Origin of the sequence: Rossellomorea aquimaris (assembly GCF_008180865.1) — a bacterium.
Classification (GTDB): Bacteria; Bacillota; Bacilli; order Bacillales; family Bacillaceae_B; genus Rossellomorea; species Rossellomorea yichunensis.
The window spans coordinates 130,963-149,228 of the sequence record NZ_VTEX01000005.1 but is presented as its reverse complement, the minus strand read 5'-3'; the positions used below and the strand labels follow the sequence as shown (position 1 = coordinate 149,228).

Annotated in this window: 17 protein-coding genes and 1 pseudogene; 14 read left to right on the top strand and 4 right to left on the bottom strand. The window is 37.4% G+C overall.

What is annotated here, in order from left to right; translation table 11 throughout:
• Nucleotides 1–178: 178 nt before the first annotated feature.
• The 6 genes from FZC88_RS18615 (at nucleotide 179) to FZC88_RS18590 (ending at nucleotide 9,550) form a co-directional block, all read left to right on the top strand.
• Nucleotides 179–847: a DNA alkylation repair protein gene (locus FZC88_RS18615; RefSeq protein WP_148995986.1), complete on the top strand. Its 669-nt coding sequence runs from the start codon at nucleotides 179–181 to the stop codon at nucleotides 845–847.
• A 977-nt stretch (nucleotides 848–1,824) separates the two neighbouring features.
• The gene (locus FZC88_RS18610; protein WP_148995985.1) at nucleotides 1,825–5,904 is read left to right on the top strand and encodes a S8 family serine peptidase; all 4,080 of its coding nucleotides are present in this window, start codon (nucleotides 1,825–1,827) and stop codon (nucleotides 5,902–5,904) included.
• A gap of 341 nt (nucleotides 5,905–6,245) precedes the next feature.
• Entirely contained in the window at nucleotides 6,246–6,806 is a 561-nt protein-coding gene (locus FZC88_RS18605) for a GNAT family N-acetyltransferase (RefSeq protein ID WP_397541204.1), read from the top strand.
• Nucleotides 6,807–7,549: 743 nt separating this feature from the next.
• Complete coding sequence (locus tag FZC88_RS18600) at nucleotides 7,550–8,032, top strand: DUF2975 domain-containing protein (protein WP_148995983.1); 483 nt, start codon at nucleotides 7,550–7,552, stop codon at nucleotides 8,030–8,032.
• Between the two features lie 11 nt (nucleotides 8,033–8,043).
• Nucleotides 8,044–8,259 carry a helix-turn-helix domain-containing protein gene (locus FZC88_RS18595; RefSeq protein ID WP_148995982.1) on the top strand — a complete coding sequence of 72 codons (216 nt, stop codon included), beginning with the start codon at nucleotides 8,044–8,046 and terminating at the stop codon, nucleotides 8,257–8,259.
• A 43-nt stretch (nucleotides 8,260–8,302) separates the two neighbouring features.
• Nucleotides 8,303–9,550, top strand: a complete 1,248-nt coding sequence (locus FZC88_RS18590) for a DUF4153 domain-containing protein (RefSeq protein ID WP_148995981.1) — start codon at nucleotides 8,303–8,305, stop codon at nucleotides 9,548–9,550.
• A 79-nt stretch (nucleotides 9,551–9,629) separates the two neighbouring features.
• Here FZC88_RS18590 and FZC88_RS24565 read toward each other — a convergent pair whose 3' ends face one another.
• Nucleotides 9,630–9,803 carry a LysE family transporter gene (locus FZC88_RS24565; protein ID WP_262371969.1) on the bottom strand — a complete coding sequence of 58 codons (174 nt, stop codon included), beginning with the start codon at nucleotides 9,801–9,803 and terminating at the stop codon, nucleotides 9,630–9,632.
• A gap of 373 nt (nucleotides 9,804–10,176) precedes the next feature.
• On the opposite strand from FZC88_RS24565, the gene FZC88_RS18580 reads away from it, so the two are divergent.
• Both FZC88_RS18580 and FZC88_RS18575 read left to right on the top strand, forming a co-directional pair.
• Nucleotides 10,177–10,494 (top strand): PadR family transcriptional regulator, encoded by a 318-nt coding sequence (locus FZC88_RS18580; RefSeq protein ID WP_148995980.1) that lies wholly within the window; start codon nucleotides 10,177–10,179, stop codon nucleotides 10,492–10,494.
• Complete coding sequence (locus FZC88_RS18575; protein ID WP_148995979.1) at nucleotides 10,481–11,047, top strand: DUF2812 domain-containing protein; 567 nt, start codon at nucleotides 10,481–10,483, stop codon at nucleotides 11,045–11,047. Before FZC88_RS18580 ends, FZC88_RS18575 begins: the two co-directional genes overlap by 14 nt.
• Before the next feature lie 171 nt (nucleotides 11,048–11,218).
• Here FZC88_RS18575 and FZC88_RS18570 read toward each other — a convergent pair whose 3' ends face one another.
• The 3 genes from FZC88_RS18570 to FZC88_RS18560 all read right to left on the bottom strand — a co-directional run bounded on the left by FZC88_RS18570 (nucleotide 11,219) and on the right by FZC88_RS18560 (nucleotide 13,156).
• The gene (locus FZC88_RS18570) at nucleotides 11,219–11,641 is read right to left on the bottom strand and encodes a VOC family protein (protein ID WP_148995978.1); all 423 of its coding nucleotides are present in this window, start codon (nucleotides 11,639–11,641) and stop codon (nucleotides 11,219–11,221) included.
• Nucleotides 11,642–11,723: 82 nt separating this feature from the next.
• On the bottom strand, nucleotides 11,724–12,536 hold the full coding sequence (locus FZC88_RS18565) for an AraC family transcriptional regulator (protein WP_148995977.1): 813 nt from the start codon (nucleotides 12,534–12,536) through the stop codon (nucleotides 11,724–11,726).
• Nucleotides 12,537–12,682: 146 nt separating this feature from the next.
• Nucleotides 12,683–13,156, bottom strand: a complete 474-nt coding sequence (locus tag FZC88_RS18560; RefSeq protein WP_148995976.1) for a hypothetical protein — start codon at nucleotides 13,154–13,156, stop codon at nucleotides 12,683–12,685.
• Nucleotides 13,157–13,276: 120 nt separating this feature from the next.
• On the opposite strand from FZC88_RS18560, the gene FZC88_RS18555 reads away from it, so the two are divergent.
• The 6 genes and pseudogenes from FZC88_RS18555 to FZC88_RS18530 all read left to right on the top strand — a co-directional run bounded on the left by FZC88_RS18555 (nucleotide 13,277) and on the right by FZC88_RS18530 (nucleotide 18,200).
• Entirely contained in the window at nucleotides 13,277–13,888 is a 612-nt protein-coding gene (locus tag FZC88_RS18555) for a CGNR zinc finger domain-containing protein (protein WP_148995975.1), read from the top strand.
• Nucleotides 13,889–14,301: 413 nt separating this feature from the next.
• Nucleotides 14,302–15,156 carry a DUF2785 domain-containing protein gene (locus FZC88_RS18550; protein WP_148995974.1) on the top strand — a complete coding sequence of 285 codons (855 nt, stop codon included), beginning with the start codon at nucleotides 14,302–14,304 and terminating at the stop codon, nucleotides 15,154–15,156.
• A 110-nt stretch (nucleotides 15,157–15,266) separates the two neighbouring features.
• Complete coding sequence (locus tag FZC88_RS18545; protein WP_148995973.1) at nucleotides 15,267–16,184, top strand: GNAT family N-acetyltransferase; 918 nt, start codon at nucleotides 15,267–15,269, stop codon at nucleotides 16,182–16,184.
• A 170-nt stretch (nucleotides 16,185–16,354) separates the two neighbouring features.
• On the top strand, nucleotides 16,355–16,573 hold the full coding sequence (locus FZC88_RS18540) for a cyclase (protein WP_148969966.1): 219 nt from the start codon (nucleotides 16,355–16,357) through the stop codon (nucleotides 16,571–16,573).
• A gap of 198 nt (nucleotides 16,574–16,771) precedes the next feature.
• Nucleotides 16,772–17,296 (top strand): DinB family protein, encoded by a 525-nt coding sequence (locus FZC88_RS18535; RefSeq protein ID WP_148995972.1) that lies wholly within the window; start codon nucleotides 16,772–16,774, stop codon nucleotides 17,294–17,296.
• Nucleotides 17,297–17,368: 72 nt separating this feature from the next.
• Nucleotides 17,369–18,200 (top strand): annotated as a pseudogene (locus FZC88_RS18530) (GNAT family N-acetyltransferase).
• Nucleotides 18,201–18,266 lie beyond the last annotated feature (66 nt).

Genomic DNA, 18,266 nt, shown 5'->3' with positions numbered 1-18,266 from the left:
TTTAAGTGTGTTCATATATTACCAATGCATTTAGATGAACCGTCATAAATAACGGCGAAATGAATCATTCCTTTTACATTGTTATGGTACAATTGTATGCAATAACACTTATAACGAAATTCAGTTATTGATATATCCTGCCAAGGACTAACAGTGCTTTAAGAAGGAGTTGTGGCAAATGAATATTAATAAAAGTACAAAAATAAAACGCTCATCAAAAGCAGAAAACATTCTACCTCAGATCACTAGTAAAACTAAGCTGGGCGACTTACGAAAAATCGCGAAGGACATTAAAAAAGATCACGAACTAGCTATGGAACTTTGGTCAACCGGAGAGTTTCTGCCAAGACTATTGGCAATCTTAATTTTGGACAAAAAATTTCTTTCACAAGATGTACTAAATAAGCTTGATCAGGATATGCAGACTCACACATATGATGAGCGAAATAACTTAATGGATTGGTTAATGGCTAATCAGCTCACCAAAGACAAGAAGAACATTGCATTGATGGAGTCATGGGAAAATAGTCCATCTGCTCTTCAAAGGCGAGCTTTCTGGTATTTTCAAGCGAGATTGAGATGGACTGGACAAACACCGCCTGATAACACCGCAGACTTACTATCTGCAATTGAAGCGACTATTACGCAGGAAGAACCGGAAGTTCAATGGGCTATGAATTTCACCGCAGGCTGGATAGGCGTTTATGATGAAAAGTATCGAGCACGTTGTATGAAACTTGGTGAGAAAACGGGTCTTTACAAAGATGAAATGGTATCAAAAGGATGTACTCCCAATTATTTGCCGGAGTTCATTACGATTGAAGTTAACAAACGAATGAATAAGTAGTTACCAGTGAAAATATGTGAAAATAAAGGAATTTAACGCGTCAATATGGACAGGATCTGAAAGTAAGCTTTCAGATCCTTTTTGATTGGAGGAAAAATTCAAAAAAAATATTATGAGATATTTTGAAATTCGCTGCTATTTTAATACCTATTCCTGGATTGATGTTAGAATTCATATTCCTCAAACTCCATCACTTACTTATCAATCTTGTTCTAGTGCGTTTAGAAAGTCACGTTGTTGAAGAAGCAATTGAATATACATCTTTAATGTAAACAAGTGGCTGTCATACAACGTTTTCTTAAATGGATTTCGTTCTGCTGCTTATTTTAACTTTAAAGCTTTTTCATAAAACCAAATTAACTAAATGAATGAAGAACGCCAAGGATCCTTGTTATGGAAGGGATTTTGGCGTTTTTCGTTTTTATACGTTACCCAGAAAACCCCCATTAATGACAAAACGGATGACATTCTAGTTATCTAAAAGCTAAGAATGTCAAACACACACCTTTATTCAATTAAAGGGCCAGTTTAGAGGAAGAAGTTATACCAAATGTGTTTCAGAGTCCCCCTGCTTCCCATTATTTATTTTTCATTCTTTCTTTCCCATTCCTGACCAAGTGACTAATTAAAAAATTATACAAGAGAATACGAGCAGAGTATATGGTGGGAATTTAGTAGGTTAAATATCCTGGTTTTGTTTATTGGTACGTTTGTGACAATTGAAAACATTGTCAGAATCATAACGAATTATGATGTTGGAAAATTCGTTTGTTTCCATTTGGGAAAGTCCATTTTATAAAGGGATTTTTCCATGTTAACTGTAAATGGTAGATATGGTCATAGTTTGCTAATTGCAAAGTATTCAAGATTATGTTCAAAGGTGGTGAAAATCGTTTTCCAAAAAGGGAGTTGAAAAATTCATTTAAAAGCTTAATCGCATGCTTTAATGAAATTAAATAGACTGATGGGGGAAAATAATGAAACATAGAAAGAAAATCGTAAAAGGGTCTGTATTAGCTGTAAGTGCCATGTTATTAAATCCAATTGACGGTATAGCAACATCTGAGGAACAACCCAATAAAAATGGGGAACAAACTCTACAAACAGCAGAGGCAGGAAATCTTGTTCACGGAGAAACCACAGCAAAAATTGACCAGTTTTTAAAAGGATTAACGACCGAGCAAAGAAAAGCACTCCAAGATTTGAATACAACAAGCAAACCCGAAATAAATATCTCACCTGAAACGAATTTAGATAGTTCTAATAAAATATCTGTTATTGTTGAGTTTAAGCAGCATACAGCAAACACTGCAATTATGCTGGAAAAGCTTAAGGGAAGAACCTTAACTAAAGAAGATGCGAACAAAAAGATAGAAGCATCGCATGAACAATTTAATAAGGACTTATCTCAACTAAAGGTAAAACATAAAGTAAGTGATACTTTTACGGAAGCATTCAATGGTGTTGCATTGACATTACCCGCGGATCAGGTAGAAACCTTACTTCAATCTGAAGAAGTTAAAAGCGTTTACGAAAATAAACAAGTACAGTTAATCGAACCAACTCAAGAAAATACGGATACGTCACCTTATAGTGGGAAAACCCCTCAAGAAATAATGGGTGTAGACAAACTGCATGAAGAAGGTTTAACAGGGAAAGACATAAAAGTTGGTGTGATTGATACTGGAATTGATTATAACCATCCAGATTTGAAAGATGCTTACGCAGGTGGCTATGACCTTGTAGATGATGATAATGATCCAATGGAAACGACTTATGAAGATTGGATCAAGGCCGGGAAGCCAGGGGGGAATGCGTCGGATTATATTACCATTCATGGCACCCACGTTTCCGGTATCCTTGCAGGACAGGGGAAAGCAGAATCCGACTATGCAACTAAAGGGGTAGCGCCAGATGCGGACCTTTATGTATATAGAGTTCTTGGTCCACATGGTACTGGTTCAACGGGAGATATTTTGGCAGGTATTGAGAAATCAGTGAAAGATGAAATGGATGTTATTAACTTGTCGCTTGGGGCAAACTCTAACGATCCATACTCACCTTTAGCGATTGGAATCAATAATGCAGTATTATCAGGTGTTACGTGTGTTCTGGCCGCTGGTAATGAAGGTGGAGGACAGTATACTCTTGGAACTCCCGCCGCTTCAGCACTTGGGATTACAGTTGGTTCGAGTAATCCAGAAGTTGCAGAATTCAATTATACAGGAAAATTTAAAAGCGGCAGTACAGAAGTAGATTCGGAAATCCGTTATTCTACACATGGCTATGGTGAGGATCCCAGAACATTGGAAGGAAAAACATTTAATATAGTCGATGTAGGTAAAGGACTGGAAACTGATTTCAATAGTGTCGACGTGAAGGGGAAGATTGCCCTGGTTTCAACCGGGACGAATCGGACATATGAAAAAGTGAGGTTAGCCAAACAACATGGAGCGGCAGCAGTATTTATATATGGTACCTATAACGGATTCATAGGAGATAAAATTGCCGTCTCTACAGATAATACGTATGCTTATATTCTTAGTGGTGAACAAGGAAAAGCATTTAAAGAATTGTTACAGAACGAATCGGCACAATATACTTTTAAAAACCCTGAAAAAAATATGATATATCCAGAAGATACTCTCTCCTATTTCAGCTCTCGTGGACCGGCGCTATTTACGTATGATATTAAGCCAGAGGTGACAGCACCAGGACTGGATATTATGTCAACGGTTCCTCCCAATTTACGCGGTGAGAAATATGAAGGACAGTACGAATACGGTTATGCCCGATTATCAGGAACCTCTATGGCGGCTCCACAAGTAGCGGGTGTGGCAGCGTTAATGCTTGAAAAAAACCCCAAAGCAAAACCATCTGATATTAAAACATCTTTGATGAATACGGCAGATGAAATGGCAGAAGAGTACAGTGTCTTTGATGTGGGAGCAGGACGTATCGATGCTTATGAAGCGATTCATTCAGATATGAACTTACAGGTGATGGATGAGACGAAAAACTTCTTATATGGTGAGGAAATTCTGATTGATGAGCTGACAGGGAGTATGAGCTTTAGTTTGCAGCATGAAGATAATTCACTTAGAGATCAACGAACGATCATAATGAATAATTCCGGTGAAGAAACGAAAACGTTTATTGGAAGTGTAGAGTTTACAAAGCATTCTCTTGACGCTTCAGAAAATGGAATACAGCTGACCTTTGATAACAATATTAAAGTAAAGGCCGGGAAGAATAAGAAAACCAATGTTTTCTTGAACGTGCCTAAGACAGCTGAAGACGGTTACTATGAAGGGTACATCCGTTATAAAAATAAGGAAGATTCGTCAGAGGAGTATCGTATACCTTTTAGTATTCGGAAGGTGAAAGATGGAGTTGAATATCTGGAAACTAGCTCCGGAATTACAACCATCAATAATGGGAATTTTAATTACAGTAGTTTAGCATCAGCTAGTCTAAAATTAAATTCTTATATGCGCTCACTTGATATTTTCTTAGCGGATACAAACTCTAAGGATATCGGATATATTGGCTATTACGCAGGAAATGAAATGCCTGAAGGGAAAGATATTAAACTAAACTCTTTCTTCAATGGAGATTATTATCCTCTTGGAGTCACATACGAAGAAGTTGAAGCGATGGAACCCATCCAAGTAAAGCCGGGTACGTATAAGGTGAAGTTTGTCTTTACGAGAGAAAATGGAAAACAAATCATTATTGAAAAACCGATTTCGGTTGATAATTCAGATCCTGAATTGACTACCAATCTAGCGGGAAGAGTAATTGAAGTAGATCCTGATGATTCAAATCCGGTGATTGATATCAATGGGAATGTGGTGGATCAAGCAATAAATGATTTAAAAGCTGCGGGTTCCGAAATCACTCAAGCAAATAACACGGTCTTTTACCGTTACAACACAAATTATCCATCCAGACTACCTGTTGATGCGGAAGGGAATTTTAATTTTGCAAGAAGTACGATTCCCAGCCACTTAAAAGTACTTCCTGTTGAATTTTACTCAACAGATCATGTGGGGAATAAATCTTCTTCCGTGCAGTACTATTTTGTTAAAAAAGGTTCACCATATGTGACAACTATCGCAAACCAGAAAGAAGTGACGCAAGGTGAGACGGTCACATTCGATGTAAATGCTGCGAATCAAGGAGAGTTTAAAAAAGCAGAGATGGAATTTAAATACGATCCTAAGGTTCTTTCATTTACAGAAATTGAACTAATAGAAACAATGAAGGATCGCTTCAATGCAGAAGTGACGAATGAAAATGGTACGATTAAAGTGACATTACAAGCTAAGAATACAACATGGAATGCCGAAGATATACTCTCTCTGCTTCAATTAAAAGCAGAAGTGAAAAAGGATAGCTACATTAATGACTATGCAAAAGTGTCACTAACAAAAGCCGATTTCACAAACTTATCTGATGTGAAAACAACAAGTGAAGTAATTGATCCGTCATTCAAAATAAATGCTGCCAATTCACACATTGTGGGTACCATGAATGGAGAAGCAGTCTATGAATTATCAGCATCCGGCCCTGTACAGCTATTTGATTATTCCTCAATGGGTGCTACTGTTAAGGTTATGGGTGAGGATGGAAATCAATATCCGGGGAAAGTGATGGAAAAGCCTACTTTTGAAGTGGATTCACTGCCGTCCACTAGAGAACCATTAACATTAATATTTGATTTACCTGGACATTTTACAGTACAAAAATCCTTCTATATCGGATTAGATGGTCATGTAGGTGAAAAGAAATTTATTGGGAAAAAAGCAGCCCTTGCTGGAGATGTGAACAAAGACCATGTAATCGATATTCTTGATGCGATCTACCTGGAAGAACATTGGGGTACGAACGACCGCAAAGGAGATATCAACTTTGACGGTACAATTGATTTGGTCGACATGAACTATATCAAACAAAACTTCCTAAAAGAAAATTCAACCGTCCCTCATGAAAACGAACCGAAATCAACCGAGAATGGGAAAACATTAGAGAGCATCATGGATAGCCTGAATTAAGAGAATAATTGAAAGAACTAGTTCAAAGGATACTCCACTGGACTAGTTCTTCAGAATAAGGGTTGGCCCCATTTTTGCATGTGGAAAGTTATGTTCTTAAAAAGAGAAGGTTTATTAGAAGTGATTCAAAGCCCTGACTCTGCGATCATTGGTAGATAACTGAAGTATGTGACCAGATCTTCAGTTTAATACATGTTGCATTAACGGGCATTCTAGCTGAAAAGCTACTGAATTAATATGGTGTAACCTAAAGCAGGGTTACGCCTCTTTTTATGGAATAGATAGTTAAGTCGCATATGGGGTGCTACTGAAAATGAATAATATTTAGGGAGAGGTTTATTGTGCTAGAATTAAGTGAATTTCCTATACTTGAAACTAATAGGTTGATTTTAAGACAAGTAACACAAGATGATGCAAACAGCCTTCTAAAGTATTTGTCTGATAAAGACGTTATGAAGTATGTTGGTTTAGAACCATTTAAGTCCATTGATGACGCATTGGATGAGATTTCGTGGTATAAATCAATATTAGAAAAGAGAACCGGAATAAGATGGGGGATTACGTTGAAGGATCAAGGGGAGGTAATTGGTAGTTGTGGATTTCTTAACTTGATTCCACAGCATTATCGTTCTGAAATTGGTGTTGAGTTAAGTGGAGAACACTGGGGGAAAGGAATCGCAGGTGAGGCTTTTCAAGCTGTTATTAGATATGGATTTGAACAGATGAATTTACAACGGATAGAAGCGTTAATAGAACCTCCTAATAAACAGTCACAAAAATTAGCTGAAAAACAAGGGTTTATTAGAGAAGGACTTTTGAGAAATTATGAGTTTACCTGTGGAAAATTTGATGATTTATATATGTATTCATTGTTAAAGCAAGACTTCAATATAAAACAATAACTTTTAAGTGATTACACTTAAACTAAGGGGGCTTATCTTGAACAAGATTAGCTTCTTTTTTGTGGAATTTATCATTAAGTTACAGGTGATATTCTGAAAAAATTGGTATTAATTTAAAGAGCGGTTAATGAAATAGGCGCTTAAAGGTGTTAATTCTCAATAAGGGAGCTATTAATCGAATAAGTAAGAGGCTGGGACAAACCTAAAAAACCACGATAAAAAGACGAACAATAGAAGTAGGTTCTTCATACCGCTAATGATTTCCGTGCAAGACTACGCTTTCCGCGGGTAGCCCGTGAGCCTCCTCGGCAAGCCTGCGGGTAGAAAAGTGGAGGGCTTCGCTCAGAGGCGGTTGGCATAAAGCGGATTGGCCTTGAAGGCGTTCTTTGCCTTCATGGACGATCTGACTTATGACATTTGCCTCTAAGCCCTATAGCTGGACAGGTCTCACATAAGCTACTTTTCCCGCAGGAGTCTTCGTCTTGCACTCCGATCAACCGCTGGAAACAGCTAAAATCAAATGAATCGAAAATAAATAATAAACCCGAACAAATCTGCACTCTAAGAAGCAGATTTGTTTGGGTTTGACTTAGGCTTAGGCAAAAACACTTTTGTCCCAGCCTCTTTTATTATATTTACAAACAATTTACAATAAAATTGTTATAATAATTAATAAAAATTTATTGTAAATCAATAAACTTTGTATTAAAATCAAAATCAGAATAAACAAATGAGGTGCTTTTATGAAAAATATTCCAACGTTGTTTTTAAAAATAGCTGTTATTTTTTTAGGAGTCCCAGTTCTTGCTCTGTGCATCTTTTTGGTGCCTGAGATGGCGTACCTTTCAGCAACATTACTTCCAGAGTTTGCGGTTATAAAATATTTCGTTTTCATCGTTTTTGATGCATCAGCAATCCCTTTTTATATTGCTTTGTATCAGGCTTTTAAACTCCTGCGCTACATTGACAAAAATAAAGCCTTCTCTGATTTATCTGTAAAAACTTTAAAGAATATCAAATATTGTGCAATCACAATCAGTATTTTGCATGTACTAGTTTTGCCGCTCTTCTATATCTTTGCGGAAGTAGACGACGCCCCAGGAGTTATCTTTGTCGGATTGGTTGTTCCTTTTGCTTCGATGGTTATCTCAGTGTTTGCGGCAGTTCTCCAGAAACTTTTAAAAGAAGCAATTGATATAAAATCAGAAAATGATTTAACGGTCTGAGGTGAATAACAATGGCAATTATAATCAATATTGATGTGATGTTAGCGAAAAGGAAAATGAGCGTAACAGAGCTTTCGGGTAGGGTCGGGATAACGATGGCTAACCTTTCTATATTGAAAAATGGAAAGGCGAAAGCGATTCGATTATCCACCTTAGAGGCAATTTGTAAGGCTTTAGAGTGTCAGCCAGGGGATATTTTAGAATACAAAAGCGACGAAGATAGGTAAACATTGTGGAGAAAAAATAACAATTATTAGGGGAGGTATTACGATGGAATCTAACAATTCGATTATTGAAAACGTAGATAACCCTCATGAACTGGAGAGAATTTATAGAAAAGATCCAAAAGCTTTTAAACATTCATTCTTACAGGCATGGGAACAAAATCCTGACTCTCAGGTCCTTGGCGTTTGGTATGAAAGATTGCATTTTAAGGAGGCAGCAAATACAGAAAAGTCTTCCAAGATCCAAAAAGATTTCATATTCATGGGCCTTTTAGCCATTATGGCAGGGATATTTACCAGGATCATTTTCCATTTTGTCGAACAGGAAGTGATTGCTCCAATTAACCTGGCCTTTGGTATAATTCCTTTTATTGCTACCTATTTTGTTTACAAAAATACTCCGAAAAAAAGTGTTATTTATTCCCTTGTAGGGTTGTTCCTCATTTCTGGGATTTATCTTAATATGCTGCCTTTAAATGATAAAGACAGTATTATCCTTGCTTATTTACACATTCCCATATTCTTATGGATCGTGTTAGGGCTTGCATTTACAGGAAATGAGTATTCAAAAGGTAGTACTAGATTAGCCTATATCAAATTTAATTTGGAATATGGAATTCTCTACGCCAGCATGGCTGTTAGTGGAATGATACTGGCAGCATTAACCATGCAGTTATTCAGCTTTATCGGCTTGGATATAGAGGAATTTTATTTTAGTAATGTCGTTTTATTTGGTGCTTCCGCTCTCGCTATTGTGGCTGCATACTTGGTATCAATGAACCTTAAACTTGCTAAGAATATTACACCTTATATAGCTAAAATTTTTAGCCCTCTTGTCCTGGTCACATTATTGGTCTATCTTATTGCGGTTATATGGCTCGGAAAAAATCCATTCTTGGACCGTAATTTCCTGATAGCCTTCAACGGAATACTTCTTGGTGTATTGGTCGTTACCATATTTTCCATTACCGAAAGCGACTCAGACGAGAAAAAAAACATCTCAGACTATATAAATTTTGCCCTGATTGTTCTTGCCCTTATCATTGACAGTGTGGCATTGTCAGCCATAGTGTTCAGACTTTCTTCTTATGGGATTACTCCAAACAGACTTGCTGTTTTAGGTGTAAACATACTTATCTGGGCAAATCTAATTTGGATTATGTTCTCCTATATGCGTTTTCTACAAAACAAAACCGGACCTTCAACTATTCAAGATTCCGTTACTAAGTATTTGCCGGTATACGGACTTTGGGCAGCTTTCGTAATATTTACTTTCCCTTTAATTTTTAATTAGAAAATAAGATAAGGCAGGTTAATTGAAGAAAAAGAACATTGGGAAGAGCTTAAACCCCCAATGTTCTTTTTGTTATCTATTAATGTTGTCTTTCTAAAGCCAATTTCAACCCAAAGCCAATTAATACAATGCCTGTAGCTTTCTCCATCATACGTTGGATAATAGGAGTCAATAGCCATTTTCGTAGATAATTAATGAAAATTACATATACAATAAACCAGACGATGGACAATAACGTATATATTATTCCCATTAGTACAAGTTGTTTTGCTGCGTGAGATTGTGTTTACGAACTGAGGTAAAAATGTTTAAAAAAAGATTGCAACCTAAGGGTACAAAACATACTTCTTCTCCCTTATGTTCTAAGGGCTTTCCCGAGGATGTATTATCTATTATTGGGGCAGTCTAGTTTAAGATTGATGTTTAACTTGTTTTCAACAATCGGCCAATTTTTAATTGAATAAGATTACACAAAAGTCGATTTCCCAACGTAAAGGGAATCGGCTTCTTTAGTTTACCTATAGTTCCTTCGATGAATTTAAAAAATGTTGTTGACTATTCAGTTGAACTGTAATAACTTATTATTAAGTTGTACTATATAGTTGAACTGAATAAAGGATGAGAGTATGAAACATAAATTATTACCATTGTCTGAAACCATGCATTATATTTTATTAGCTCTCCGTGAGCCACTCCACGGCTATGCCGTGATGCAAAAGATAGAAACAATAAGTAATGGCACCGTTATTTTAGCAGCAGGTACATTATACGGTGCGATTGAAAACTTGAATAAACATGGTTGGATTGAACCTGTTGGAGATTCAGGCCGGAGAAAAATGTATATGATTACGACAGAAGGAAGAGCCATATTGAAAATGGAGCAAGAAAGGCTATTGCATATTTTATCATTGTATGAAGGAAGTGGTTCGAATGAAGAAGTTTAAAATTTTCATTAATATTGAAAAAGAAGAGCATTGGCTGAACGAGCAATTACAAAAAGGCTATCGCTGCACAAACATTAGTGGACTGGGAATATACACTTTCGAAAAAACGGATAAAAGATATGTTATGCGACTTGATTATCAAGACTATTTATCTAAGAAAAAGTTCGTGGAATACAAAGGGATCTATGAGGATTTCGGTTGGAACTATATAAAGGGGTACTGGCTTAGTGGAATACGATATTGGCAAAAGGAAAATGATGATCAAAATGAAATCTTCTCTGATCGCCAATCAAAGGGTCATTATTATAAAAGGATAATGGGTTATTCATTTTGGTTTGGAATGATGTTTCTGGCTTATTCTTTTATGTACTACCGGGATTCGACATTATATCATGAAGGTCTTTGGAGTATGGAGAATGCATTATTTTGGAAAGCGTTTTTATTTGAAACGCCATTTGTTCTTTTGAAATTGTTTCCCGCATTTATGGTTGTTTTTTTAGCTGGAAGTTATTATAAAGCTTATCGGAAGTATTCAATATTGAAAGAAGAATAGGAAGATCGTAAGCCGGGACAATCAATTTGTATAGGGAAATTATTAGAGGAGAAAAACTAACCAGAAAAGACTTTCTAACAGATGCTGGATGGATGAAACAAAGTTACTGACCTTTAGAATGGGGGACAGAAACCAGCACAATAACAATGAGCTGGTTTAGCCATATGATTTTTAGTCCTCTACTACCCATTCTGGATTCCATACGACTTCCCACAAATGTCCGTCTAAATCCAGGAAGTGACCAGAATATCCTCCCCAAAATGTATCTTTGGCAGGGTCGGTGATTTTCGCCCCGGCTGTTTCTGCTTCCAGCATCACCTGATCCACTTCCGCTTTACTGCTTACATTATGGCCGATTGTGAATTCTGTGGGACTTCTGGGAGAGAGGGGTACATTTGCTTCTGCAGCTAAGCTTTTTCGTTCCCAGATGGCCAGTTTGAATCCATTTTGCAGATCGAAGAAGGCCACAGCACCATTCTCAAATTTCTGTCCCAATATCCCTTCTGTTGGAAGATGTAGACCGTTTTTATAAAATTCAAGTGATCTTTCCAGATTATCTACTCCGAGAGTTAGTACGGTAATTCTTGGTTTCATTGTTTTTTCCTCCTTGTCTCCTGATTCTTCTTCCTTAGGATACCTTATTCAAAGGGACCAAACTTGTAAAAAACGGACAACATTACGTTCGGGTAGGAAATACAATACTCGGAGCAAGTCCGTAAAATTGTTTGAATTCATTGCTGAAGTGAGCTTGATCGTAATAACCGTAGTTAAGAGCCACTTCCATAAGACGTGGGTTATGAACAGAATGAAGATCTTTCAAAATACTTTGGAAGCGGATAATACGTGAGAACTCTTTAGGAGAGACACCTAATTCATCCCGGAATACTCTTCTTATCGTTCGTTCACTGTAGCTGACCTTTTTTGCTAATGTTTGAATGGAGTTCATTCCATGATCCAAGAAAATATACTGAAGGGATGTCTGGAGTATATATGGACTCCTGTGAGTACCCAATATGTTTAAAAGGTGAATTAGTTTTGTTTCCACGATTTCCATTCTTTCAAGGTTTCCTTGCGCTTCTTGAATTTCCTCGGTAAATAGTAGACCTGCTATTCCCCATACTTCTTCAAGATAGACACGTTCATTAATAAATTCTTGTACAGGATAGTGTAGAAAACGCTGTGCGTGATTTGAAAATAGGCGAATGCCAAAAAAATGCTGCTCGCTCGTAAAGTTCAACGTATCAAAACGGGTCATGAGTCCTGTAATGAAAGCTCCTTTTGAAGGAGAGGAGGCAGTTAAGTCCACAATAATATCTATACATCCATCTGGTAATACCCTGTGGGTTTCCTGGGTATCTGAAGCATAATAATCCAGGCTCCAATAACAAGCTACATAGGGACATAATGAATGGTTGGGGGTGTATTCCTGATAGTTACTTCCGTTTGAATGTAAGATGGAAGGGGATTGTATTGGCAGAAAAGGATTCATGACGTCACCTCGATTAGACTTGAATAGTTCATACTACCATCTAGTTTAACCATTTCAGTGGGAGAATTCATTAGATTTGAGTGACAGGAAAGAAATATGAAAAGCACAAAGCTCCAAAGTATGCCTCCCTGGAGCTTTTTTCATGCTTATGGTTGGCTTGGGACTTTGATTTCTTTGATCATTTGTCGTATAGAACCGAGATGGTAGGCGGAGTGGGCGATCGTTCCCAACAGACCCGTTGATGTCTGTTCATCTAAGGAGTTAAGTGAATCAATCATTGTAAGGAGTGTGGTGTATTCTTGTTGAATTTCAGAAGCGAACTGTGTCCATGTGTTTTTGTCTACGCTAGTGATTTTCCAGGAAGCTTCCCAGTCCTTTTCGGGTTCTTCTCCATTCAAATATGATCTCGCAACCCATAAATAATAGCGGGTATGATCGGTTTGGGCGGCGATTGTCGTACCGTTGACCGGTATAGAAGCTTCTTCTGCAGATAATCCTTCGAGCGTTCCGAATAAACCACTGCCCGGCTTCGATTCTGTGTACCAGCTTCCGCTTCCTTCAGGTCCTTGGAATGTTTCCTTCAACAACGTTTTAACAGCTGCCAACATCGAATTATTCATCTTAGTACCTCCCGAATTTATGATTAACCATCAAAAACATTTTAGCTGGTTATAAGTTTACTCCGGTTGTTTCTAACTGTCAATATGTATTATGATGGTTAGAGTAAAGGAGTCATGATTATGTCGGAAACAAACCCTTATATGATGGTCGGAGAACGTTTGTGTATGGATTTCATCAATACCGTCAGTTGGCGGGAAAGTGCGGAGAAAAGACGGGATTGGTTTACGAGTTATGCTAAATTGATCGACTGGTCGGTCCATGCTGAAATCTTGACTGCCCAACAGGCACAAGATCTTCTTGTTGAAGCCGGGGAAAACCCTTCTCAAGCAGAAGAAGTCCTGAAGCAGGCGATCGAAATGCGTGAAGTCATGTATCGAATTTTCAAGAGCATTTCAAAGAAAACCTCGCCGCACGAGCAGAATCTTGGATGCTTCAATGAATACGTGAGCCACTTCTATCGTTCTTTGCAAGTCATCCATGAGAAGGATCAATACATGTTGAAGTTTAAACAACCAGAGAAAAACATGGACACAATGTTGCCTCCCATTTTGCAATCCGCTGTAAATTTACTTGTTTCAAAAAACGAATTGGAACGAGTCAAACAATGTGAGGGAGATCCTTGTGGATGGTTATTCTTCGATACGAGCCGTAACCGGAGTCGCCGCTGGTGTTCAATGGCCGATTGCGGCAATCGTGCGAAAGTGCGACGGTTTTATCAAAAAGGGAAGTGACCATGATCGGTCACTTCCCAACTATAGGATGCTTCAGTGTTTTGGCCAGTAGTAAAGTGAGTTAGCTTCATAGCATGAAGATGCATGATTTTTATAGTAATTAAGTTTTTTACACGTTAGTATTTTTCTGGAAATTTACATCATTAATTGCTAAAATAATCCATTTTGTTATAATTAAATATGTTAGGAATTTGATTAGTGAAGGAGGTTGTAAATCGTGCGTTCAATGAAACTTCATACAAGAACAATTAAATGTACGATGTCCAAACCTGCTTATTGTATATAGTAAATCATGAGCTATCTTAATCTTATTATTAAGTGGGGACTATCGTTTATTGATAGTCTCTTTTTTTATTTGGAAAGAGAGCAATTGTGAGTGAGGATTGTTCTTATTCATTAGGAGGAAAAAGCAGATGGTGGAGTTTCGATCAACCGAGTTGGAAATGGAAGAACATGAACTGAAAAAGTACCTACAAGAATATAAGAGCGGGCAAAGATCATGGGACGTAAAGAATAATGTTGGACTTGTGAAATCCATGATGCATTTTATCGGTACTACCGATAGTGAGCTAAGGGACAAATTGATCTACAGCACCTTTTGTCAGTTGGCCTTAGACAACCAATTGGAGCATGAATTATTGATTGATCTATTGGATTACTGTTTTAGTGACGACATGTTATTCAAAGGGATACGTGAAAATGGCACGGATACCGTGTTTACAAGGGCGTTTACCTCACTTGTTATCGCCGTTATTTTATACAAGGATAATGAGGACGATTTTCTTCCCAAAAACGCTGTTTATAAAACAAAAGATCATTTAATCAACTACATCAACTCGGAAAATGACCTGAGGGGCTTTGTTCCAGGGAAAGGCTGGGCACATAGTATAGCGCATGTGGCAGACGCGTTTGACGAATTGATACTCAATAACAAAATCGAACAGAAAGATCTTTTAGACATGTTACGTCCACTGTGGGAGAAGATACTTGTTTCTGACAGTGTCTATGTTCATGGTGAAGACGAGAGAATGGTAACACCGATACTCGCCATGTTAGAAAAGGGAATGGACGTAGGGGAAATAGAACAGTTACTAAAAGGAGTACCCGCCGAACTGAAACGTAGGAAAGAACATGTAAAGGAAGAGAATTATTGGTTTTTAGAAACTAACTGTAAGACATTTTTAAAAAGCTTTTACATAAAGATAAGTTCACGTGACGATTTGATTTCTCTAAACAAGAACATTGAGTTTTGTTTATCTGAATTGTAGTTACTTGCGCTTTAGAGGAAGTAGGGGATGAAAGAGAATAAAATGGTCAGAAGATTCGTTGATTCCGATACGGAATATGGTTGTTTAGTTAAAACAAAGGGGTGAAAAATATGAGAGAGCAAATTCAATCTTTATATAAACCTATCGAGATAGAAGGCGGATTAAGGTTGGTTTATCAAGAACCCAAAGAATACACTCGCTATTATTCCATTTATCATGGACAAAAAAATGCAGATTCCTATTTTAGAAGGTCCTCTGAGACTTTAATGGAAATCGCATCCATTTTTGATTGCGGATATTTTATTATGGAAGGTGAAACCGTCATTGGCGGTGTATTTCTAAAACCTAATTTCATGTCGGATTTATTTGTAGTGCCACCCTATAAGGATTATGAAGGGTTGGTCCACAAACTATTAAACTATTTAAAAAAGGTATCGAAGACTGAAGATAAAATCATTGTAAGAGAAGTTGTTGAAGATCATGTGGCAACGTATGAACAACTTGGATGCAAGATTCATGAAGTGAATGTATGGATGATTCGTCCGACGGAACCAATGATGGCCATTCTCCCTGAAGGGTATAGTTCAAGGGCTGTTTCAAGAGAAGATGCAAATGATATTGCATGTTTACTTATGAAAGCCTATATAGCCAATCCGGCGTATAAGCAAATCGGAACGAAAGAGGATTATCTTCTCCATGTAAACGAATTTATCGATCAACATAAACATAATAAAATCATGGATGAGTGTTCAAGAGTCGTGAGCGATAATCGTACGAACAACATTGTGGGCGTCTGTCTGCACATGGAATTTGAGGATTATCCACTTATCATGAGTTTAGTCGTGGACCCTGATCATCAACAGAGGGGACTTGGACGATACTTGTTAACCCATTCGATCAATCGTTCGAGTAAAGCGTACCCTGCATCCCGTTTATCTGTCATCAAAGATAATCAAGCGATTAGGCTTTATGAAGACCTTGGGTTTCTTAGAAGCAAATCGATAACTGATATGCATTTAGAGCACTGAAGTATTGGGAGTAAGTGTTCATACTGACTGGAAAAAATTGTTAGAGGGATGTTCCCATATTTATTACAAATTGTATCTAAGACTTACTCTCCTTTAGTTTTGGGCGAACACGGAATTTAGTCGTTTCTTATAATAAGTAAAGATCATAACTAAACTGAAGGGGGATTCACATGGACAAACGGGTTCAGTTTGATTTTGAAATCGATTTTACCAATGGCGGTGGAATACAGGGGCAGGAATTCCGTCTTGATATAGAGGGGGATGACATCTCTGATCAGGAGCTGGCTGAATATATCGTAGAGGATATGAGGTTACTGATGGTAGGTGAAGTGAGGATATTGAACAAAAAGATCATTCATGAGAAGCATAAACGAAAACCTGAACAGTAACAGTGAATTCTTCGAAAGTGCATTTCAAGATTGGGAAATGCACTTTTTTGATTCGAAAATCATTATTTAGACCGTAATTGAATAGCGTGCTTTTTGGTTAAATAAAATGATTGTAAGAATTAAATGCATTTGAAATAATTGGATTAATATAGATTATTTGTCATCTGAAGTGAATGACATACAAAAGGGGTAGAAGCTATGTTGAGGAAACAAGAAACAAACGAATATCCTCCGTATTATAAGGAATATGTAAACAATGTCCCAGATGGAGAACGGCTCCATATTCTTGATGATCAACAAAAGGAAACAATGAATTTGTTAAGAGATTTAAGTGAGGAAATGGCCCAGTATCAGTATGCTCAAGGAAAATGGACAATCAAGGAAGTCATCGGCCACATAACCGACACGGAGCGCATTATGTGCTACCGCCTTCTCTGTATTGCAAGGGGAGAACAGGAGATGCTGCCTGGATATAATGATGATGAGTATGTGAGGAGAGGGCAGTTCAATCGCTTTTCATTATCAGACCTTTTACATCATCAAGCTCTTGTCCGCCAACACACCATTCTTCTTCTTAGCAGCATGGATGACGAAGCGTTGCGCCGGCGTGGAAACGCCAATGGTTCTGAAGTGACGGCCCGTGCGCTTGGGTACATTATAGCGGGGCATGAAATTCACCATCGAAGGTTGATAAAGGATCGATATCTGAGTTCTCTTCAATAATGGGAGTTCAATCGAGCGTATCAATCCAGATAATTGAATAGTGGTTATAGTCAGGAGAAAGGATGAAAACGGATGATTTCAGAGCTTGAACAGTCTGAATTTTATAAATGCAAAGAATTATTAGTTCACGAGGGACTCTTGGAATCAAAAGCCGTCATTGAAGGTTGGAATTCCGGTCGTATATTTGTAGATGATCTTCAGGCTCCTACCTCTGGATTTATTTGGCTGGGGAGCAATAATGGGTTTATCTTTATTGGAAACGAAGAGAATGAGGGTTTTAATTGTCAACTGAACCATTTTTTTAATACAGTAATCAAACCCGAGGCCAGAAGAATGGGTTTAACAGGTTTTGAAGCGATAGGTGACCATTCAAAATGGAATAAGACGATTAAAAACGTATTTGGCGAAAATTTAAGGGGTTACAATCAAAGGGTGTATGAATTACAAAAGGATCATTATATCCAGAAAACTGAACCTCTTTTAGAACAAGGATATGAAACTGTTAAAATCACAAAAAGTATGTTGGAAGACAAAGGTCACGTAACATATAAAAACGTTGGATTTTTGCATTCTAAACTATTAGAGTTTTGGGCATCGTTTGAAAGGTTCTTAAATCATGGTGTCGGGTATATGGTTGTTTTTGAAAAAGAAATTGTAAGCGTTTGTTTTTTCAGGAGTTGTAGCTGGAAATGTGCAGGGCATTGACATTGAAACGTTACCACATCATCAAGGGAAAAAGCTTGCACAGAAGGTAGCTCATGCTTTTGTTCAAGACTGTTTAGAAAATGAGATTATTCCGTATTGGGATTGTATGGAGATCAATGAACCTTCTGTTTCAGTTGCAGAAAATATAGGGTTTCGGAATAAACTTAATTATATGTGGTATAGTGTTCCGTTTGAATGATCTTCTTCATGAACTGAAAGAGGAATATATGTGACCCTATCTTTTTTTGGTAATACGTCGAAAGGT